This is a genomic window from bacterium, assembly GCA_017744355.1.
Taxonomy (GTDB): domain Bacteria; phylum Cyanobacteriota; class Sericytochromatia; order S15B-MN24; family UBA4093; genus JAGIBK01.
Genome location: JAGIBK010000003.1, coordinates 1 through 20,767 on the forward strand (window position 1 = coordinate 1; position 20,767 = coordinate 20,767).

Here is a 20,767-nt window from a genome sequence, read left to right on the forward strand (position 1 = left end):
GCTTACCTCCTCGTAACCTATGGATTCAGTTACGGGTCACCAGGTATTACCCTGGCGGGGTTGCCCCATTCGGAATCGTGCGAGTCAACGCTTGTTGACAGCTCGTCGCACACTATCGTGGCCTGCCACGTCCTTCATCGGCTGCTGGCGCCAAGGTATCCACCGTACGCCCTTTGTAGCTTGACCTACATTGGCTCTATTCAACCTTGGATTATCCAATCTGATACTTTCGTATCTAATTGGGATAATGTCTTCTCCTATGCAGTTGTCAAAGTGCAGACCGGATTCGTATCCGGTTTGAAATCCTCAGGAAGAAGACTTCAAACCAAACACCGAGTTTTCTCGGCCGATTTCGTTTTTTTCAGAATCCCCACTCTAGCTCCGGGCTTTCGGTCTTGTCAACCCCTGAATTCGTGACGATTGCACAATCGAGCAGGGTTCGAACGAGTGAAAGGCTTTTACCGGGCGGGTTAGAGGCGGCTTGCGTCGCTCTCGATGAGATGTATATTAGCTCCGGCGCGATTCAGGAGTCAAGCACTTTTTTAAATCCAGATTTAGATCCGGTTTGGAAGAGCTTATCTCAAGAGCAGGAGCCCCCGCGCTGACGCGCGGGGGCTCCTGCTCTTGAGACTTAGAAGTACTGGGGATAGCCGTTGCTGTTCATCCCACCGCTGGTGTTGTGGGTCTTGACGTCGCAGCGCGCCTTGGCGCTTGCGAACATACCGGTCTTCTCGAAGGTGAGGGTCTGCTTCTGACCAGGCATCACCGTGACCGTCTTGGTCTGGATGTCCTCGGCATCGGTGCCCGCTCCGAAGTAGCATGTGACTTCGCCACTGAGCGCTCCACTGGCGGGGTTGATGACGTCGACAGTGGTGATGACCGTGCGGTAGGTCCAAAGGGAGAGAGCCGAGCCGGTGCCCTTGACGATCGGGGTGCCGAGAATCAGGTTGCCCTGAACGGTCGTGCCACCGCCGCCGGAAGGATTACCAGGGTTGCCGGGCTGAGGCGTCGGGGTCGGAGTCGCGACCGGAGCCGGGGTGGGCTCGGTGGTGGCGGGAGTTTCGGGGGGCTCTACCATGTTGCCCTCGAGACGCCTGCCACAGCCCGTCGCCAGGGCGAGCGTCAACACTCCCACCGTCAGCATCATCGAAACGACTGGCTTGCGTCCCATCATTACTCTTCCCTCTCAACCGTTCGCCGAAGCGACTGTACTGAAAGTGTTATGGCGCGGAGGCAAAACAGGCTTGCGGCTCCAGGATTAAGTCCCCGTTAAAGTGAAGGTAAGTTCTATAGAGCCCCACGACGCGCGCGCATGACCCCCATGAATTGAACCCACGACGTTGACCCTTACTTGGAAGGGGCGTATCATCGTGCATCGCACGTTGAGCAACGCTGAGGAGGCCCCATGACCCTCGCCGCCGAACCCACTCTCCGCTGGGATCTTCGCGATCTATACGACGGTCCTTTGGATCCGCGGATCGAGCAGGATCTCTCCCAGTTGCGCAACGATGCGGGCGACTTCCGACGTCGCTTCCATGGAAGGGTGCTCGATCTCTCGCCGCTCGCGCTGCGCGACGCGCTGGTCGAGCTCGAGGAGATCTCCTCGCGCATGTACCAGCTTGCGGGCTACGCCACCCTGCTCTTCTCGGCCAACACCGAGGACGAGCAACACAAGGCACTGAGCGATCGCCTCCGGACCGAGGGCACCGCGATCGCCAACCAGATTCAATTCTTCGACGTCGAGATCAAGGCAATGCCCGAGGAGCGCTTCGCGCCCCTGCCCGATGCGCCCGAGCTCAAGGCCTACCGCCACCACCTGCGCACCCTGCGTCGCTTCGCCCCCCACACCCTCACAGAGGCCGAAGAGCGGATCGCCGCGGTCAAGGACCTCACGGGCACCGCCGCCTGGGGGCAGCTCTACACCGAGATCAGCGCCGGGATGCGCATCCCCGTGACGGTGCGCGGCGAGACCCGCGACTACGCCGTCGCCGAGATGCGGAGCCTGCGCGCCGATCCCGATCGCCGCGTCCGCGAGGAAGCGACCCGTGCCCTCTTCAAGGCCCATGCCGAGCGCGGGCATGTCCTCAGCTATCTCTTCAACACGGTCTACCAGGACCACGGCCAGGAAGTCGCGCTGCGCAAGTACGGCTCGGCGATCGCCCCCACCCTGCTCGCCGACGATCTGAGCGAAGGCGTGGTCGAGGCCCTCCTCAGCGCGACCGAGGCCAACTACGACATCGTCCAGCACTACTACCGCCTCAAGGCCAAGGCGCTGGGCATCCAGGACTTCGCCTTCTACGACACCCTCGCGCCCTACGCCGAGACCGTCCGCACCATCCCCTTCGACCAGGCTCGCGAGACGGTCCTCGATACCTTCGGCCGCTTCAGCCCCGACTTCGAGACCATCGCCCGCCGCTTCTTCGACGGTCGCTGGATCGACGTGCCTCCGGCTCCGGGCAAGCGCGGCGGTGCCTTCTGCGCGGGGATGGTCCCCGGCCTGCACCCCTATATCCTCCTCAACTACAACGGCCGCCTCGAGGACGTGACCACCCTCGCCCACGAGCTGGGCCACGGGATCCACAACGTGCTCTCTAGCGAGCAGAGCCTGTTCAACTACGGGGCCGTCACCCCCATGGCCGAGACCGCCTCGACCTTCGCCGAGATCGTGGTTCTCGATCGCCTCCTGGCCGACGAGAAGGATCCGGCCGTGCGCCTGCAACTGCTCGCCAAGCGTCTCGAAGACGCGGTCCACACGATCTTCCGCCAGGTGATGTACACCCGCTGGGAGCTCCGGTCCCATGCGCGCCGGGGTGAAGGCCCACTCGCCGCCGAGGAGTTCTGCACCCTCTGGAGCGAGGAGAACGCGCGCCTCTACGGCGAGGGCGTGCGGATGGACGCCTACGACCGGTGGGGCTGGGTTACGGTGCCTCACCTCGCCCTGTATCGCTTCTACTGCTACTCCTACGCGTTCGGCCAGCTCCTGGTCTACGCCCTCTACCACCAATACAAGGAGGAAGGCCCCTCCTTCGTTCCCAAGCTGCTGGACGTGCTGCGTGCCGGTGGTTCGGACGAGCCCGCCGCCATCCTGCGCCGGGTGGGGGTGGACATCACCGACCCCGGCTTCTGGCAGAAGGGCCTCACCATCCTGCGCGGCATGCTCGCCGAATACGAAGCCGCCCTCTAAGCCGAAAGCGCCTCGCCGAAATTGGCGAGGCGCTTTCATTTACAGCAGTGGCCGTTCAGGGCGTACCCAATCGCTGGGCCTTCTCCCAGGTCACCGGCTGACGCCCACGCACGTAACGCCAGGCTCCCGCCAGGGCGGCCACGTTCAGGAAGGTGAAGTAGAAGGGGACGTAAGCAATCATCCAGCGGATGCCTCGGCGCTGCAGGAAGTAGCCCACCAGCGCCAGGCCGTAGAAGACCAGCTGAAGCGCAAACAGCCAGCGCCACTGACCGTGCCAGGCAAGCACCCCATTGGCGATCAGGGCGAGCGGCAAAGCAAAGGGCACCACCATCCACCTCAGCACCCGGTGAGAAACGTACTGGAAAGCGACCAGCCCGTAACGCGGGGTGAGCAGGGGCCAGAGGCGAACGACCGATTGCCACCCCCCCGCGACGATCCGCACCTTGCGCTTGAACTCGTCGGCAAAGCTTGCCGATGCATCCTCGCTGGCCGTCGCCGCAGGCTCATAGGCCACTCGGCGTCCTGCCATCACCAGGCGCATGGAGAGAATGAAGTCCTCGATGATGGCATTCGTCGGCAGGGGCTCGAAGCAGGCTTTGCGCAGGGCGAAAACCTCGCCCGTGGCGCCGAGGGCCGTCGAGACCTTGGAGTCGAGGCGCTTGAGCCAGGACTCGTAGCGCCAGTAGAGCCCCTCGCCCAGACTGACCGTGCCCGCCCCTTGGTGGATGCGCTTCTCGCCGGCGACCATGGCCACCCGCGGATCCCCGAAGTGGCGCACCAGCAAGCGCAGGCAATCGGCCTCGAAGAAGCAATTGGCGTCCGACCCGACCACGATCTCGCCATGCGCTTGGGGGATGGCCGCGTTAAGGGCGTTGACCTTGCCCGAGCGCTCCATGCGGTGCAGGAGGCGCACCCGCGGGTCCTCCACCGCGAGCACCACGTCCTCGGTGCCGTCGGTGCAGCCGTCGGTGACGATCAGGACCTCGAGGCGGTCGGTGGGATAGTCGAGCGCGAGCGCGTTGTGGATACGCGCCGCGATGATCGAGGCCTCGTTGTAGGCGGCGATCACCACCGAGACCGAGGGCAAGTCGGCCGAGAGGCGCGAGGGGTCGCGCACCAGGCGCGAGATGAGCCAGATGATCAGCCCGTAGCCCACGTAGGCGTAGAACGTAACGGCAAGCGCCCCCCACAGGACCCAGGCCCAGGCGTTCAGCACGGACGCCCTCCTTCCTCACTCAGGAGTAGCGTCCCGATTGTAGCCATCGCCCCCACCGCGAGGCAGGGCATGACCGCCAACAATCTTGGCGAGCGAAAAAGCGAAGGGGCGGCGCAATCGCGCCACCCCTTCGCTCAGAGCCGAAGCTGGATCAAAAGCCGCAGGCGCTAGGCCCAGCGGACCAGACCCACCTCGTTGTCGTCCATCAGCGCCGGGTGAGCGGGCCGAATGCGGACGCCGTAGCTATAGCTACCGCCGGTGTTCGGGTGCAGGCGACCCTCGTAGGCGTAGACGCCCTCGGACACCCGGGCGGCGCGCTTCATGGGAGTGACCTCGAAGCGCTTGACCGTGCCGTCCACCTCGCGGCCCTGGCAGATCTCGACCACGAAGTGGGCGGGATCCAGGCCCCCGAAGCGAACGCGAGCCTCCAGGCTCACCGCCTCGCCGACCGTCAGGCGCTGCTCGCGCGGCCCGCTCGCCTCCAGGTGGATCTGGTGCCAGTTGAGGCGGACCATCCCCTTCCAGTGCGAGAGGTGACGTGCCAGGGCGAAGGAATCCTCGGCGAGCTTGACGCCGTGCTCCATGGCCGGCACGTACAGCTCGCGGCTGTAATCCTGAACCATGCGGCGGGTGCTGTAAGCCGGGGCCAGGGTCCGGATCGCCTCCTTGGAATGCCGGATCCAGGCCGCGGGCACGCCCTGAGCGTTGCGATCGTAGTAGAGAGGCACGATCTGGTCCTCGAGCGTCTGGTACATGGAAACGCTGTCGGCGTCATCCTGCTCTTCGAGGTCCTTGTAGTCGCGCTCCTCGCCGATGCTCCAGCCGTTCTGGCCGTTGTAGCCCTCGCACCACCAGCCGTCCAGGACGCTGAAGTTGAGGACACCGTTGAGGGCGGCCTTCTGGCCGCTGGTGCCCGAGGCCTCCAGCGGACGGCGCGGGTTGTTGAGCCACACGTCCACCCCGTGGACCAGGAAGCGCGCGAGGTTCATGTCGTAATCCTCGACGATCACGATCTTGTCCTCGAGCCCCTCTTGCTGAGCGTACTCGTAGATGGCCTGGATGAACTTCTTGCCAGGCTCGTCGGCAGGGTGGGACTTGCCGGCGAAGATGAACTGCACCGGGCGATCCGCCTTGTGGAGGATGGCCTTGATTCGGTCCAGGTCACGGAACAGCAGGGTCGCGCGCTTGTAGGTCGCGAAGCGGCGCGCGAAGCCGATGGTCAGCGCGTCGGGGTCGAGCATGGTGTCGACCTCGCGGATGCGCGCGGGGCTCTCGCCGTGGCGCAGGCGCATGGCGCGCAAGCGGGCGCGAACCTCTTCGATCATCTTGACCTTGAGGGTGCGGCGCGCCGCCCAGTACTCCCCGTCGGGGATCTTGCTGACGGCGTCCCAGCTCTCGAGGGCATCCACCTGGTCGCGCCACGCCGGGGCGTAGGCGTCGAGCAGCTGAGCCATCTCGGGAGCCAGCCAGGTCTCGGTGTGAATCCCGTTGGTGATGTGGGTGATGGGCACCTCACTGACGGGCACGCCCTGCCAGAGGTCCTTCCAGATGTCGCGCGACACTTCGCCGTGCAGCTTGGAGACGCCGTTGGCCCGACGCGACATGCGCAGCGCGAGCACGGTCATGCTGAACAGCGCGGGGCCGCCCATGGTGTCCTGGCGGGCGATCGCGAGGAACTCCTCACGGGTGATGCGGAGCTCCTGGTAGAAGGAGCGGAAGAACTTCTCCATCATGTCGAAGGCGAAGGCATCGTTGCCCGCGGGCACCGGGGTGTGGGTCGTAAAGACCGCGTTGGCCGCCACGGCTTCCATGGCTTCGTAGAAGGTCAGGCCTTCGGCCTTGACCAGCTCGCGGGCACGCTCGAGGCCGAGGAAGGCCGCGTGGCCTTCGTTCATGTGCCACATGGCGGGCGCGATACCGAGGGCACGCAGGGCCCGGACGCCGCCGATGCCGAGGATGATCTCCTGGGCGATGCGCATGTCGTGGTCGCCGCCGTAGAGCTGCGCCGAGAAGCGCCGGTCCTCGGCCGAGTTGCGCTCGATGTCGGTGTCGAGCAGATACAGCGAGATGCGACCGACCTTGACCTCCCACACCTTCGCGAAGACGCGACGGCCGGGAAGCTCGACGCCGATGATCACCTCATCGCCGTCCAGGTCGCGAGCGGGCTGGATGGGCAGCTCGTTGAAGTTGAGCTTGTCGTAGATCGCCTCCTGGCGGCCCTCGACGTTGAGGCGCTGGCGGAAGTAGCCCTGGTTGTAGAGCAGGCCGACGCCGACGAAGGGCAGACCCAGGTCGCTCGCCGACTTGCAGTGGTCGCCGGCGAGGATGCCGAGACCGCCCGAGTAGATGGGCAGCGACTCATGCAGACCGAACTCGGCCGAGAAGTAGGCGACCACATCCCCGCGGTGCGAAGGGAAGGTCCGCCCAAACCAGGTGGCCTCGTCCTGCATGTACGCATCGAAGAGGTCGAGGACCTCGTCGTAGCGCTTGAGAAACTCACGGTCGCCAGCAAGGGCATCGAGACGCTCTTGGCTGACCTCACACAGCAGCTTGACCGGATTGTGGTAGACCTTCTCCCACAGCTCCGCGCTCAGGGCCTTGAAGAGCTCCTGTGCCGCGGGGTTCCAGCTCCACCACATGTTGTGGGCCAGCTCATCGAAGCGCCGGATGCGCTCGGGCAACGACGGAAAGACCGACACTCTGCCTAGAAGATTCAAGTATCTTTCTCCTTCAGGTGGGACGTCTCAAATCACAAATGGCGCGGCATGACTCTAACAAGTCACCGCGCCATCGCTCAGGGCGTATCATACCACATCCCCGGCGGACCTCCCAAAATTGGCTGAAACTCCCTAGAGACGCGGACGATAGCGGGGCATATCGACCGTGGTGCCGACGACGTCCGGCACGTATGCGATGGTGTAGCCACGATCCGCCACAACGTAGCCTGCGGCCAGTTGTTCACGGTAGACGGGCATGTAAAATTTCATCGGATCCTGGGGAGTGGTATCGATCATCTGGAGCTTGGCATCGAGGATCAGGTGGTTGTTGATGAGCACCGCCCCGCCCCACATGAGCAGGTAGTTCTTGGCCTGGGGCTCCGCGACGTCCGGATAGGGGCGACGCACCTTGTCGTCGAAGATCATGACCACCCGGCCGTTCTCGACGCGCGCGCCGGTGACGAAGCCGTTGATGGCAGGAGGCGGCAGCAGCTTGTCGGGATAGATGACGATGTTGTTGCCGTCGATCTTGACCCCGGCGGCTTTGGAGTTGATCAGCTTGGCCATCTCGAGGCCCATCACGTCCATGATGCCCTTGACGGGGATCCCTGCGCTCTTGACGCTCTCGGGCTTGAGGATCAGCTGGCCCGCCCCGTTGGGGGAGAGACTCCCTTCCATCCAGAAGGGCAGCGGAATGCCCTTGTGCATGGTGCCGGACATGGTGACCTTGCCGTCCTTGTTCGCGATCTTCAGATCGCTCAAGGGGCTGCCCTCGTAGTTGAAGACGTACTTGTTGAAGATCGCGGTCATGGCGGCATCCTCGATCACGAGGTTGCCCGTGTGGATGTTGACGACGAAATCTTCCTTGTTGGCGGGGATGAGGGGCTGGTTGGGACGCTTGACCTGAAGGTCCGCGATAAGGTCGGGCATGCCGACCACGATGTCCTCGTCGACCCGATACACCACGTTGCGGGTGTAAAACTGGGTGATGCCGCCGCGGGGCGTGCTGTCGTCATCGCCGGGACCAGGAAATTGCCGATTGCCGCCGGTCGTGGCCGGGGCCTGTCCGCACCCCGCCAAGAGCAGGGTCAGCAGGGCCAGGGCCCCGATTCCTTTCATCGCTCTTTTCAGCATGCGGCCTCCTCCTGGTACGTTGAATCAGCTGTTAACTCACTATCCGTTGCCACCGGGGCGAACTGACGCAAGTGAGGCTAAATTAACTTTAAAGTCTTGCTAAAAACCAGATCGACTTCAGGACGCCAGAGCGGATCCAGACAGGCGATCGATGAAGGTCCGCACCACCTCGACCAGCTCGGCGTGAGTCTTGGTCGCGTTGATGGCCGCGCGCAGCTCTGCCGAGCCGATCATGCCGCGGGTGTACCAGGTGATGTGCTTGCGGCTCTCGGAGACGCCCTGGCGCTCGCCCTTCTCGGCGATCAGGATGTCGGCGTGGGCGAGGGCCACCTCCAGGCGTTCGACGGGGCCCGGCTCGGGCAGGACCTCGCCGGTGCGCGCGTAGTGAGCGATCCGCGGGATGATCCAGGGGTTGCCCTGAGCGCCACGCCCGATCATGACCCCGGCGACCCCGTAGTCGCGCATCCGCTGGAGGGCCTGGACCGGATCCGCCACGTCCCCGTTGCCGATGACCGGGATGGAAACGGCCTGGGCGACTTCGGCGATCTTGTCCCAGTCCGCCTGGCCCGAGTACATCTGCGATCGCGTCCGGCCGTGGACCGTAATGGCGGCGACACCGGCCTGCTCGGCGAGCTTGGCGACCTCGAGATAGTTCTGGTGGTCATCCGAGAAGCCCAGGCGCATCTTGATGGTGACGGGGGTATCGGGCACAGCCTTGACCATGGCCTTGAGGATCCGCTCCAGAAGGGCGGTCTCCTTGAGCAGGGCCGAACCGTCGCAACCGCTGGTGATCTTGGGGACCGGGCAACCCAGGTTGATGTCCACGACGGCCGCGCCGAACTCGACCAGTCGCTGGCTGGCGGCGGCCATCACGTCCGGCTCGTGGCCGAAGAGTTGGAGGCCGAGGGGCTTGAGATCCTCGGGCACGGTGAGATCGGGGGCGTCCTTGCGCTTGTGCATGTTCATCAGGCCGACGGCGCTGAACATCTCGTGGAACACCAGGCTCTCACGGTCGTAGCGCCGCATCAGGCGGATGAAGGGGAAATCGCAGACCCCGCACATGGGTGCCAGGATCACGGGGCTAGCAAGCTCGAGCTTGCCGATCTTCAAGACATGATCACGCATTGCGCCATTCTAACACGCCCGTTTGGCAAGGCGCGCGCCTCCCGGTACCATGGGGGCGATCCGCGACGACGCAACAGAAAGAGGACTGGATGAAGATCTACACCAAGACCGGCGACAAGGGGCAGACCTCGCTGCTCTTCGGCAAGCGCGTCCCCAAGGACGACCTGCGGGTCGAGGCCTACGGCACCGTGGACGAGGCCAACTCGGCGATCGGCCTCGCCGTCAGCTTCTTGCCTGAGGAGGCCACCCTTACCGAGGTGCGCGGCTACCTGAACGAGATCCAGCAGGTGCTCTTCAACGTCGGCGCGGAGCTTGCGACGCCCGCCGGCCGGCGCCCGGGCTGGGAGACCACCGAGCAGCACGTCCAGGCCCTCGAAGAGGCCATCGACACCCTCGAAGGCCGCATGCCCCCGCTCACGAGCTTCCTCTTGCCCGGCGGCAGCCCTTCGGGTGCCGCCCTGCACGTGGCCCGCACCGTGGCCCGTCGTGCCGAGCGTCAGAGCGTCACCATCGCCGGGCAGGACGAGTTGAACCCCCTGGTGATCAGCTACCTCAACCGCCTCTCGGACTTCCTGTTCGTCTGCGCCCGCTACGTCAACCAGGTGATGGGCCAGGCCGAGCCCGCGGGCCCGGTGCCCCAGGGCCTCAAGGCCAACGCCGCCAAGGCAACCAAACAAGATTAGTCCAAGATTAATCCCTGTAACCCCAGTCACCGCCCGGTGGCTGGGGTTCGCGCTAGGCTGGGGTTTCCGCCTCCGAGAATCGCGTGGAAGGATCCCCATGAGACGCGTCTACTCCGACGCCAGCGGTCAGCTCGATCGGCTGGCCCGCTCCGACTTCGACTCCGCCAGCTGGCAGACCGTCTGCGTCAAGGCCCACCTCCTGAGCCTGGGGGGGGCCATCGACGAGCTGCAAAGTCTCGACCAGCTCAAGGCGGGCCGGATCCAGGTCCTTCCCCACCAGATCGATGCGGTCATGACCGCCGTCAACCGCATGCACTGTCGCGCCATCCTCGCCGACGAGGTGGGCCTCGGTAAGACCATCGAGGCCGGCCTCATCCTCAAGGAATACCTGGTCCGCAACCTGGTCAAGAACGTCTTGATCCTCACCCCGGCGCCGCTGACGACCCAGTGGCGCGGCGAGATGGAATCCAAGTTCGGCGAGGCCTTCGTGGTCGCCGACAAGGACGACGACGAAACCTTCAAGGGATGGGGAGCGCACGAGCGCCTGATCGTCTCCCTCGACACCGCCAAGCACCCCGGCAACGCCAAGGAGATCGCCGCCCGCAAGTGGGACATGCTGGTGGTGGACGAGGCGCACCGCCTCAAGAACTCCCAGACTGCGGCCTACCAGTTCGTCAAAACCCTCGAGGCCCGCTTCAAGCTCTTCTTGACCGCCACGCCGATCCAGAACTCGCTGTTCGAGCTGTACAACCTGGTCGAGCTGCTGAGCGAGGGCATGTTCGGCAGCCTCGAGAGCTTCCGCGCCCGCTTCATCGAAGACGCCAAGGGACGCGTGCTCAAGAACCCTCAGGCCCTCTCGGATCTGCTCGCCCGGGTCATGATCCGGCACCGGCGCAGCGAAGTCGGGATCAAGTTCGTCGATCGCAAGGTCGAGACCGTCCGCCTGCAGGGCAGCTCTGAGGAGATGCGCCTCCACGACGCGGTGGTCGAGTACGTGGCCAAGGGGCTCGGCGCCAAGGAGGCCAAGGGCCAGAAGACCCTCGCCTTCATCCGCCTCTCGCGCATGCTCTCGAGCAGCCCTCAGGCGCTCGCCAAGAGCGCCGAGACCATGGCCACCCATACCACCGTCGAAGAAGGTGAGGACCTGGGGCGCATCGCCGCCCTCGCCCGCTCCATCCAGGGCTCCTCCAAGCTCGACGCGCTGCGCTCGGTGCTCTCCAAGGTCCAGGACAAGGCGATCGTCTTCACGGGCTTCTACGAGACCCAGGACTTCCTCGCCGAGCGCCTGAGGGCCGACGGCCTCAAGGTGCTGATCTTCAACGGGCGCATGAGCCAGAAGGAGAAGGACCGCGTCGTCGCCGAGTTCAAGATGGACGCCGACGTGCTGCTCTGCACCGACGCCGGCAGCGAGGGCGTCAACCTCCAGTTCTGCCACGTGCTCGTGAACTACGACCTGCCCTGGAACCCCATGCGCGTCGAGCAGCGCATCGGCCGCGTCCACCGCATCGGCCAGACGCGCGACGTCCTGATCATCAACCTCTCGATCCAGGGCACCATCGAGGACTACGTCCTGCAAATCCTCGAGCAGAAGATCGAGCTCTTCACCCAGGCCGTCGGCGATACGGACCTCATCCTCTCCAACCTCAAGGGCTCGGACAGCTTCGAGAAGACCATCATCTCCTTGATCGCCCAGGCCAAGGAGCGCGGTCAGCTCGAAGCGGGCTTCGAGACCCTCGGCCGCAACCTCGAGATGGCGAAGGCCGCCGCCGACCAGATCCGCGAGTTCGACTCCCAGACCCTCGCCCTCTTGGATCTCTCGGCCATCCAGCCCGGAGAGAGCGCGTCCTAGCACCCGCCGAAAAACTGCTTGCAAGTTAACAAAACTTCATTAAACTAGGTAAAGCAAGCATTCTTTTTCCTCGGAGGTGCCCCATGCGCATGATCGCCCTCCCCCTCGTCCTGGCCCTCGCCCTCTCGCTGAGCGCCTGCAAGCAGAGCCAAACCAAGAAAGCAGCGACCGATCCCGCCCAGACCAAATCCGCGGCCGCCTCGCAGAGCCTTGACCTGCAAAGCACCGGCGATCCCGCCAAGGACGCGGAGCGCGAGCGCTTCAAGGCCCAGAAGCAGATCGTCGTCAACTCGCTCAACGACGTGCTCGAAGAGCTGCAGAGCCAGGGCATCGAGATCCGCAAAACCCCCAAGAAGCCCGCATGGCGCCTCATCGTGCCCGCCTACGCCCAGATCACCGACCAGGCCAAGCGCGAGGCCGAGGCCACCAAGCTCGCCAGCGACTTCAAGGCCAAGATCGAAACCATCATGCAGAAGAAGATCCAGGTGGAAGTCTACGCGGACGACAAGGAGACGACCCGCCTCAACCCCTGATCAATCGCTAGAGGAGCATCCGTCACAGACTTTCGGACGCAAAGCCCGTACGATCGGCATTACCGCCCTCAACGAGCGGCTGATGCGCCCGCGTCACGGGAGTTGACGATGCAGGAACCCTCGATCCGCAGCTTTACCCTCGACTACTATCGCAGCCTCGGCGCCGAGCTCACCCCGCTCGATGCCGAGGCCCGCACGTGGGAAGTCCGCCTTCCCGAGCGCCGCAGCGTCGACGGCTACACCCCCCTGAGCATCTCGTTCGACCCCCTGAGCGCCGATGCGGCGCCGAGCGGCGACATCAACGCCATGGGGCGGACCGCCCCTCAGTGGCGCGCCATCCTCGAAACCTGCACCAAGGCCCGTACCGTCGCCTATCGCCACGTGGTCGCCGAGCCCGTCGCGCACATCGCCCAGGTCTTCCAGGCCAAGCTCCCGAATTACGGCGTGCAGGGCGCGAAGCTCATCGCCGTCACCCCCCGCACGGCCGTGGGCTTCTCGCACCGGGTGACCTTCGAGGCGCCGGCCATGGCCGCCCGGCACGACGAGCTGCACCACGACCTGCTGGACGCGATCACGGGCGAGCGGCTCGACGCGCTCTCGGACGCCTTCTACACCCTGCACTCGATCCCCATCGATCCGCCGCAGGATCCGCGCTTGCTTCCGATCGAGACCCTCCACGCCCAGGCCCTCTCCTGCGTCGACGTGCGCACCGAGGAACGCGGCCTGGCCCTCGAGACCGAGCTCGCCCCGCGCCTCCACGAGGCCGAAGAGCGGCTGCGGCGCCACTTCGAAGCACAGATCGCCCAGATCCTCCGCACCGAGGAAGCCGAACTCGACGCCAAGCTGGAGCACCTGGCCTACAAGACCCGCGAGACCAAGCTGCCGGGCGCGATCGCCAAGCTCCAGGCAGAGGCGGCCAAGGTGGCCGTCGAAATCGAGCAGCTGCGCGTGCGGCGTGACCTCGAAAGCGAGCGCATCAAGGACGCCGAGCGCGCCCGCCTCGACGCCGAGCGCACCCGCCACGAGGTCACGGTCGAGACGGCCCTGGTCAGCGTCGCGTACGTGACCTTCGACGTGGTGCACTACGCCCTCGAGCTCGTCCAGGGCGATCGCCGGGGCACCCTCGAAGTCCGTTACGTCCCCGTGACGGGCGAGCTGCTCATGCTCCACTGCCCCACCTGCGGCCTGCCCATGACCCACGGGACTCCCGGCCTCACGGAAGAGGGCCAAGCGATCTGCGAGCGCTGCACCTGGCGGCTCGACTACCCCAGCGCCCAGCGGCCCGATCCCGAGCCCTGCTCGCGCTGCGGGGTGCTGGTACCCCACGACGCGGTGCAGCGCTGCCACCTGAGCCAGGTCTCGTACTGCGTGGTGTGCGCCATGGCCTGCGACGCCTGCGGCAAGACCACCGCGCGCGAAAAGCTACGGCCCAACCCCTCGGGCCGCGGCATGATCTGTCCGGACCATGCGATCGCCTGCAACAGCTGCCATGCGCAGGTCTTCCAGAAGGAAACCTTCACCTGCTCGGCCTGCAACGAGCGTCACTGCCACTCCCACGCCACGCCCTGCGAGGCGTGCGGCATGCCCAGCTGCATCCGCTGCGCCCGCGCCCATCAGGGCCACTGCACGGTCTGCGCCAAGCTCACGCGGGTCAGCGCCCGGCACCACCTGGTGGCGGTGGCGCAGGGCATGTTCCCCTCGCTCAAGCGCTGGGGCCTCAGCTGGAAGCTCGCCGAAGCGGGCGAGTTCGCGCTGCTCGAATGGAAGGCCCCCATGGGGCGTCGAGGCCGCCTGGTGCTCGCCGTCCAGGACTACTACCTGGTCTCGCAGCGCGAGAAGGGCCCCTTCGAGCGCCACTGGCACTAGCGAAATAAGGCTCAGCCCGCCATCAAGGCCGCAACGGCCGCCCGGCTCCGGGAAACGATGCCCGCCACGGCCTCCGCTTCGGTCTTGAAGGTAGGCAGCATCAGGGGCTCGCCGAAGCGGATCCGAGCACTCTCATAGAAGACCGCCGCAACGGTCGGGCTCTCGATGTGGGAGGTCCCGCGATCGAAGGCTCGCACAAGCGCTGCCGGTACCGTGAGGCGCCGCTCGCAAGGCGAGCCCACGATGGCCACGGGCACGATCGGCACTGCGTAGTCCCGCACCTCCCACCAGAGACGCGCAAACGCCGTGTGAAAATGCCCCACCGCGCGCGGGGGCGTCCAGGCCGTGAAGTTGTCCATGCCTTCCGGGAAGATCCCCAGCAACTCGCCGTCGGCGAGGGCCGCGGCGCCCTGCGTGATCATGGCATGGCTGCGGTGCACCTGAGACGGCAGGAAGATCACCCCTGCCGCCCGCAGGAAGCGCGACAGGGCCACGTGCCCGAGCCACGAATCGGCCACGAAGTGGACGTGCCGCTCCAGGCTCAGGGCGATGAGCAAAGGGTCCAGCAGGCTACGATGATTGGAGACCAGCAGGGCGGGCCCCACTTCGGGGATGTGCTCGGTGCCGGTCGCCTCGATCCAGGCCATCATCCGGCGCAAGACCGGCGCGATGGCATGCCGCATCGCCTCGTAAGCAATCTCCTGGCCGTACTCGGCAGGGGCCAGCCAATGCCCTGAACGCTTCCTTTCCATGAGCCCGTCCCCTCTCGGGCGGATCCTAGTCGCGCCGCACCGCCGCCACAAGGGCTGCCAGATCCGCGCGCCTGAGGTAGCATGGAGCGAGGAGAGAAGGACCTATGAGCCCCACCACCCGCGAAAAGACCCGTGCCCGCCTGAACTTCCTACGCCGGGCGTACCACAACCTGAGCCTGGGTCGCAAATTGCTCTTCACCGGCGCCACCGCCGTGCTCATGGTGGCGGGTGCTCTGACGGCGACCACCTACGTCAGCGCCGAGGACAGCCTCCGCAGCCAGATGCACCGCCAGGCCCACAACGAGCTCAAGGTCTTCGAGCGCCTCTACGAGATTCGCCTGGACGGCGGCCCTCCCCGGCTCGACCCGCAGGTCGCCCTGCGCGCGAGCACCGAGATGGTGGACCTGATGGGCGGCTTCTCGGCGGTCTTCGCGGGCGATCGCCCCATTGCGGTGGCGGGCCTCGACGGCCAGCGCGACGACGCGGCCCTGCGCTTGCTCGCCGGCCTTCGAGCCGACCAGACAGAGGGCTACACGCTCGCCACCATTCACGGCACCTCCTACGTGGTCGCCATCCACCCGCTGAGCGATGCCGACGGGCAATTGCTCGGCGCCTTCGTCCGGGGGATCCCGCTCAAGCAGATCTCCGACATGCTCCAGAAGCACGCCTGGGGCATCTTCTCGATCTCGGGCACGGCCATGCTGCTCGCCCTCGTCGCACTCACCTGGCTCACCCGCGAGATCACCGCCCCCATGCGCCGCTTGACGCTCGCGAGCCGGACGCTGGCCGAGCATGGCGAGGCCGCCGCCAACCTGCCCGAGGCGCGCCGCAGCGACGAGTTCGGCCGGCTCGCCACCGACTTCAAGGCGATCGCCGATCGCCTCGCGGCCCAGAAGACCGCCCTCGAAGAGAAGGATCGCCTGCGTGGCCAGCTCCTCGAGAAGCTCATCAGCGCGCAGGAAGACGAGCGCCGCCGGATCTCGCGCGAGCTGCACGACCAGACCGGCCAGTCGCTGACCTCGCTCCTGGTCGGCCTCAAGGTCCTCCGCAAGGCCCACTCCCCCGAGAGCATCCAAGAGGGAATCGAGGGGCTGCAGGCCCTGCTCCACGAGACCCTGGACGAGGTGCACCGCCTCTCGGTCGAGTTGCGACCGGCCATGCTCGACGACCTGGGGCTGGTCGCCGCGGTCCGCGCCCAGGCCAAGGACTTCGAAGCCGCACACGGCGTGCGCTCCGAGGTCGCCGTCCAGGGTCTCGACCATCGCCTGCCCGCAGTGGTCGAGACCTCGGTCTACCGCATCGTGCAGGAAGCCCTCACCAACGTGGCCAAGTACGCCCGGGCGCGTCACGTGGTCATCCGCCTGGCACAGACGGACGGCCAGTTCACCGCCTGCGTCAGCGACGACGGGGTCGGATTCGACCCCGCGGCCGCCCTCCACTCCAAGGGGCGCGAGAGCCTGGGCTTGGTCGGCATGCAGGAGCGCGTGGGCCTCTTGGGCGGCACCTTCGCCATCGACTCCGCCCCCGGCCGGGGCACCAACGTCCACTTCGGCATTCCCCTCGACTTAGGAGACCCCACCCATGGCTGATCCCATCCGCGTGCTCATCTCAGACGACCATGCGATCTTGCGCAGCGGGCTCAAGATGCTCCTCAACGCCGAGGCCGACATCAAGGTGATCGGCGAAGCCACCACGGGCGAGGAGGCCGTCCGTCTCGCCGGCGAGCTCCAGCCGGACCTGGTGCTGATGGACATCTCCATGCCGGGGATGGGCGGTATCGAGGCGACCGCCGAGATCAAGAAGCGCCACCCCCCCATCAAGGTCCTCATGCTCACCATGCATGAGAACGAGGCCTACCTCTTCCGGACCATCAAGGCGGGCGGATCGGGCTACGTGCTCAAGAAAGCCGCCGACACCGACCTCATCGACGCCATCCACCAAGTCATGCAGAGCGGCGCCTTCTTGCGCCCCTCGGTGACCAAGATGCTGGTGCAGGACTACCTGGAGCGGGTCGAAGCGGGCGAGGCCAGCGACTCGTACGGCAAGCTCACCGAGCGCGAGCGCGAGATCCTCAAGCTCATCGCCGAGGGTCACACCAACCCCGAAATCGCGCGGCTGCTCGTCATCTCGGTGCGCACGGTCGAGACCCACCGCGCCCACATCATGGACAAGCTCGGCATCCACCAGCGCTCGGAGCTGGTCAAGTACGCCATCCGAAAAGGGCTTCTGGACTGAAGAAAGACCGCCGGGGAATCCCCCGGCGGTCTTTCGCTTTGTGGCGCTACGTTCTACTTATTATCGTTGGTGAAGGTCCAAGTGTACTCGGACACGGCATCCGTCACGTTATCCGAGGTGAGCACCTTGATGTCGTTGGGGGTGGTGCTCGAGAGGCGGAAGGTGATCGCAGCCTCCGAGCCGACGACGGTGGCCTTGGGATCCGCGCTCAGCTCGTCGGCTTGCACCTTGCCGTCGCTGTTGGCATCGTTCCAGCCCAGGACCGAGACGGCCTTGTAGGGCTTGTCGCCAAGCTTGATTTCCAGGGTGTGAGTATCACCAACGCCTGCCGGTGCGATAACCGTAGCGCTCGGCGCCAGGACACCGTCGGTGGTGACGGAGAGCGCATCGAGCGCAGTCCGGAGCTCGGCGTCGGTAGCGCCCTCGACCGTCAGGAAAGCGAACTTCCCGTTGGCGGGCCTGTTGGCCATCTTCAGGACCAGAGACTGCTTGATCTCCTGGAAGGCCCAGTCGTAGGCGGCCTTGACGTCGACCTGCTGATCGGCGACGTACTCCTTGTACTCGGTCTTGGAGAGCACGAAATCGACCTTGGCCTGGTTGTTGTAGGCCAACGCAGAGCCAGCCACTTCGTCGTTGCTGAACTTACCGTCATCGTTCGCGTCGTTCCAGCAGACGAGCATGCCGTAGGTATAAGCCTTGCTGCCGAGCTTGAGCTCGGTGCTGTAGGTGTTGTCGCTGCCCGGCTTGACCGCCGTGAAGCCGGGGTAGCGATCGCTATCCGAGCTGCCAGGCAGCGACATGAAGGCCGTCGCGGCTTCCGCGATGGTGTCGCCGTGCGTGGTCACGAGCATCACCTTCGGGTTGGCCATGCCGTTGCGGGTGATCTTGCCCGAGATGGTCTTCTTGACCTCGGTCGCGTTGTTGTTCTGGTTGTTGTTCTGGTTGTTGTTGGTCTGGGTCGAGGTCGGGGTGCTGGTGCAGCCCACGACGAGCGCGGTGAGCGCGATCGCTGCAACGCGGAACGAATGGTACATGTACGTTTCTCCATGGTGAAAGGGACAACTTTACAGGCTTATCGCCATTTAAGCATATGATTAATAAATCATACATCCTGCGGCCGTCACCAGTAGAAAACACGCACCGGCTCCCTCTGGACAAAGTTGCCGAAACTTAATATAAGTTAAATAATAAATTTAAAAACACCGACCGATGTCGCCATCTTAATAGGGAGGATCGCCCCTTGAAGCAGCATCACTACGTCGCCATCGCCAGCGTCACCGCCACGCTCGGCGCCACCTTGTTCCTGGCCGGCTGCCCCGGCAACAATCCCAGCCCCACCCCCACCGCGACCCCCAGCACCGGGCCGACGGCCACTCCCAACCTCGCGAAGGAGTACCTGTTCCCGCACAAGCTGGATGGGACCTACACGTACGACTGGGTCACGATCACCGCGCTGCCTGGCGGGACGGAAACCGCGACCGATTCCTCGGCCTTGGTCCTCAAGACCACCAAGCTCACCAGCACCGAGGCCGTGGTCACGGCAACGGTCGACAACGTGCCGTATGCGACCGTTTCGATGGTGGTCAAGAACAACGGGATCGAACTCACCCGGCAAGAGAAACCCAATACCAACGGCCCCATCGTGACCACCAAGGAGCTCTACACCAACGACACCTTCACCGAGGCCGGCACGGTCGTGACCACAGCGACCGGATCCATGGGGGCCGTCACGATGAAGCGGGTCGGCGCCGAGTCGGTCACCGCCGCGACCGAGAGCTTCAACACCCTCAAGCTTCAATCCCTCGAAGCCACCCCGAACGCGACGCCCAAGTTCAAGTGGGTCGCCAAGGGGATGGGCTATCTGGGGGTGAAGAGCACCGAGGTCTCGACAAGCTCGGCAAACGGCGGTGGCATCGCGACCGATAGCACCGAGATCCTGCTCAAGTCCTACACCAAGTAGGCCACTGCACGCTCAAAGGCCAGGGGCTCCCTTTGCGGGAGCCCCTGGCCTTTCTCGTCTGGTGCTAGTGCTAGCGGTTCGGCTCGAAGCCCGCGAGTGTCGCTGCCAGGTTCTGGAACAACGTATCACCCGTCGCGGTGAGGCCGTCGCCGACGCCCTGCGCCCGCGCGATCGCCTGCTGCATCCGCTCGATGCGATCCCCCGAGCCCTCGGCCGCAAACGAGTCGGCGTAGTAAGAGAGATCGAGCAACCCAGACCCGAGCGCGTTCGCCTGCTCTTCGTCCTCGGTGACGGCGGTCGCCGCCTCCTGACGCTGTGCGTTGACGCGTGCGAGGGCTTGCAGCAGCAGCTTGCGACGCTCCTCGTCTTCCTGCGTAAGCTTGAACAGGTAATTGGAATCGATGCCCGCCACGCCTGGCCTCCTGCTCGTGTCTGCGGCCTTCCAGGCTCATGATACCCAGTTCTGGCGAGCCTTACCTGCGCCATTTCACGCAGGCCGCGCGTCAGCGCACGCCGCCGCTGTCCCGGAAGGGCTCGATCTCCGTCAAGAACGGGTCCGGCAGGGTCAGGTGAACCGGGTGATGCATGGCGTGGTGAGCGATCATGCGCTCGGCGTTGCGATGGCAGATCCACTCGCCCTCTTCGGGGGTCACGGCCTCGAGCACGTTGCGCAGCGCCACCTCTTGCGACAGCAGCGGAAAATCCGACCCCATGAGCACCCGGTGCTTACCGAGGCGATCGATCGCTTCTCGGATGATGGCAGGCGGTTGCCAGGAGGTTTCCACGTGGATGTGGGGGTACTTCTCCCCGAGGCGCAGGACCTTCTCGTGCTGGTCCCAGCCGATGTGCCCCAGCACGATCGGGATGCCGTCGTAACGCGCGATGAACGGCTCGAGGGCCTCCACGTCGTCGTGGTGCGGGTGCATCGGGAAGGGGAAGGTGCCCGCGTGGATGAAGACCGGCAAGGCGTGCGCCTGGGCGAAGGCGCCCATCTCCATCAGCTCGGTGCTCGCCGGGTGTGGCCCTGCGACCGGCGGGTGGATTTTGAGGCCGACGACCTGGCCCGTCTCCACGTAGAAGGCGAGGCGTTCGAGAAAACGGGGCTCGTAGGGATCCACCGCGCAGTAGACCGAGATGCGATCACGGTGGGGCGCGATCGCATCCAGCACCTCGATGGTGCCGATGAACGGCTCGATCACGCAGACCACGGCTCGCTCGATCCCGTTGCGGTCCATGCTCTCGATGAATTTGTCCACCCGGTACTTGTTGAGCAGGCGCAAGAGCTCGTGGAAGCCCAGGTAGGTGAACTCCCGGTAGAGGCGGTGGAAGCGCGGGCTGCGGCCGTGGCGGGCGAAGAGGTTCACCCCCCGGTAGAGCAGGGGCTCCAGGGCATCCGCCAGCTTGTGAAGGATGGGGTACTGGGGGATACCACTCATGTCGATCTCGCCCTCCCCCTTGAGATGGGCGTGATAATCGATCAGTGGACCGCGATACTTGGCCATGGCTTTATCCT

17 protein-coding genes and 1 rRNA gene are annotated in these 20,767 nt (G+C 65.1%); 8 read left to right on the forward strand and 10 right to left on the reverse strand.

Features of this window, described 5'->3' with window-relative positions; translation table 11 throughout:
- Together J7643_08895 and J7643_08900 are read right to left on the reverse strand one after the other, a co-directional pair.
- Positions 1-186, reverse strand: a 23S ribosomal RNA gene (locus J7643_08895); the annotation flags it as partial.
- A 445-nt stretch (positions 187-631) separates the two neighbouring features.
- Positions 632-1,171 carry a hypothetical protein gene (locus J7643_08900; GenBank protein MBO9540692.1) on the reverse strand — a complete coding sequence of 180 codons (540 nt, stop codon included), beginning with the start codon at positions 1,169-1,171 and terminating at the stop codon, positions 632-634.
- 234 nt (positions 1,172-1,405) lie between these two features.
- On the opposite strand from J7643_08900, the gene J7643_08905 reads away from it, so the two are divergent.
- Positions 1,406-3,184 carry a M3 family oligoendopeptidase gene (locus tag J7643_08905; GenBank protein ID MBO9540693.1) on the forward strand — a complete coding sequence of 593 codons (1,779 nt, stop codon included), beginning with the start codon at positions 1,406-1,408 and terminating at the stop codon, positions 3,182-3,184.
- 55 nt (positions 3,185-3,239) lie between these two features.
- Here the strand turns inward: J7643_08905 and J7643_08910 are convergent, their stop codons facing one another.
- From J7643_08910 to dusB, 4 genes are all read right to left on the reverse strand, one after another.
- Positions 3,240-4,400 carry a glycosyltransferase family 2 protein gene (locus tag J7643_08910; GenBank protein ID MBO9540694.1) on the reverse strand — a complete coding sequence of 387 codons (1,161 nt, stop codon included), beginning with the start codon at positions 4,398-4,400 and terminating at the stop codon, positions 3,240-3,242.
- 167 nt (positions 4,401-4,567) lie between these two features.
- A complete protein-coding gene (gene glgP, locus J7643_08915; protein MBO9540695.1) occupies positions 4,568-7,117 on the reverse strand; it encodes an alpha-glucan family phosphorylase in 2,550 nt (849 codons plus the stop codon).
- Positions 7,118-7,249: 132 nt separating this feature from the next.
- Entirely contained in the window at positions 7,250-8,251 is a 1,002-nt protein-coding gene (locus J7643_08920; protein ID MBO9540696.1) for a hypothetical protein, read from the reverse strand.
- A gap of 117 nt (positions 8,252-8,368) precedes the next feature.
- On the reverse strand, positions 8,369-9,376 hold the full coding sequence (gene dusB, locus J7643_08925) for a tRNA dihydrouridine synthase DusB (GenBank protein ID MBO9540697.1): 1,008 nt from the start codon (positions 9,374-9,376) through the stop codon (positions 8,369-8,371).
- 89 nt (positions 9,377-9,465) lie between these two features.
- Between dusB and J7643_08930 the strand changes: the two genes are divergently transcribed.
- The 4 genes from J7643_08930 (at position 9,466) to J7643_08945 (ending at position 14,307) form a co-directional block, all read left to right on the forward strand.
- Positions 9,466-10,059 (forward strand): cob(I)yrinic acid a,c-diamide adenosyltransferase, encoded by a 594-nt coding sequence (locus J7643_08930; GenBank protein ID MBO9540698.1) that lies wholly within the window; start codon positions 9,466-9,468, stop codon positions 10,057-10,059.
- Between the two features lie 97 nt (positions 10,060-10,156).
- Complete coding sequence (locus J7643_08935) at positions 10,157-11,908, forward strand: DEAD/DEAH box helicase family protein (protein MBO9540699.1); 1,752 nt, start codon at positions 10,157-10,159, stop codon at positions 11,906-11,908.
- Positions 11,909-11,991: 83 nt separating this feature from the next.
- Positions 11,992-12,441 (forward strand): hypothetical protein, encoded by a 450-nt coding sequence (locus J7643_08940; GenBank protein ID MBO9540700.1) that lies wholly within the window; start codon positions 11,992-11,994, stop codon positions 12,439-12,441.
- A gap of 108 nt (positions 12,442-12,549) precedes the next feature.
- The gene (locus J7643_08945; protein ID MBO9540701.1) at positions 12,550-14,307 is read left to right on the forward strand and encodes a hypothetical protein; all 1,758 of its coding nucleotides are present in this window, start codon (positions 12,550-12,552) and stop codon (positions 14,305-14,307) included.
- An 11-nt stretch (positions 14,308-14,318) separates the two neighbouring features.
- Here J7643_08945 and J7643_08950 read toward each other — a convergent pair whose 3' ends face one another.
- Positions 14,319-15,059: a 1-acyl-sn-glycerol-3-phosphate acyltransferase gene (locus tag J7643_08950; protein MBO9540702.1), complete on the reverse strand. Its 741-nt coding sequence runs from the start codon at positions 15,057-15,059 to the stop codon at positions 14,319-14,321.
- A gap of 104 nt (positions 15,060-15,163) precedes the next feature.
- Between J7643_08950 and J7643_08955 the strand changes: the two genes are divergently transcribed.
- On the forward strand, positions 15,164-16,648 hold the full coding sequence (locus J7643_08955) for a HAMP domain-containing protein (GenBank protein MBO9540703.1): 1,485 nt from the start codon (positions 15,164-15,166) through the stop codon (positions 16,646-16,648).
- The gene (locus J7643_08960) at positions 16,641-17,294 is read left to right on the forward strand and encodes a response regulator transcription factor (GenBank protein ID MBO9540704.1); all 654 of its coding nucleotides are present in this window, start codon (positions 16,641-16,643) and stop codon (positions 17,292-17,294) included. Before J7643_08955 ends, J7643_08960 begins: the two co-directional genes overlap by 8 nt.
- Before the next feature lie 53 nt (positions 17,295-17,347).
- Here the strand turns inward: J7643_08960 and J7643_08965 are convergent, their stop codons facing one another.
- Positions 17,348-18,328, reverse strand: coding sequence for a hypothetical protein (locus tag J7643_08965; protein ID MBO9540705.1), 981 nt, complete (start codon positions 18,326-18,328; stop codon positions 17,348-17,350).
- A 206-nt stretch (positions 18,329-18,534) separates the two neighbouring features.
- Here J7643_08965 and J7643_08970 point away from each other — a divergent pair, with 206 nt between their 5' ends.
- Positions 18,535-19,254, forward strand: coding sequence for a hypothetical protein (locus J7643_08970; protein MBO9540706.1), 720 nt, complete (start codon positions 18,535-18,537; stop codon positions 19,252-19,254).
- 70 nt (positions 19,255-19,324) lie between these two features.
- Here the strand turns inward: J7643_08970 and J7643_08975 are convergent, their stop codons facing one another.
- Together J7643_08975 and J7643_08980 are read right to left on the reverse strand one after the other, a co-directional pair.
- Positions 19,325-19,666, reverse strand: coding sequence for a hypothetical protein (locus J7643_08975; GenBank protein MBO9540707.1), 342 nt, complete (start codon positions 19,664-19,666; stop codon positions 19,325-19,327).
- Between the two features lie 91 nt (positions 19,667-19,757).
- Positions 19,758-20,756, reverse strand: coding sequence for an amidohydrolase family protein (locus tag J7643_08980; protein ID MBO9540708.1), 999 nt, complete (start codon positions 20,754-20,756; stop codon positions 19,758-19,760).
- Between the last annotated feature and the right edge of the window lie 11 nt (positions 20,757-20,767).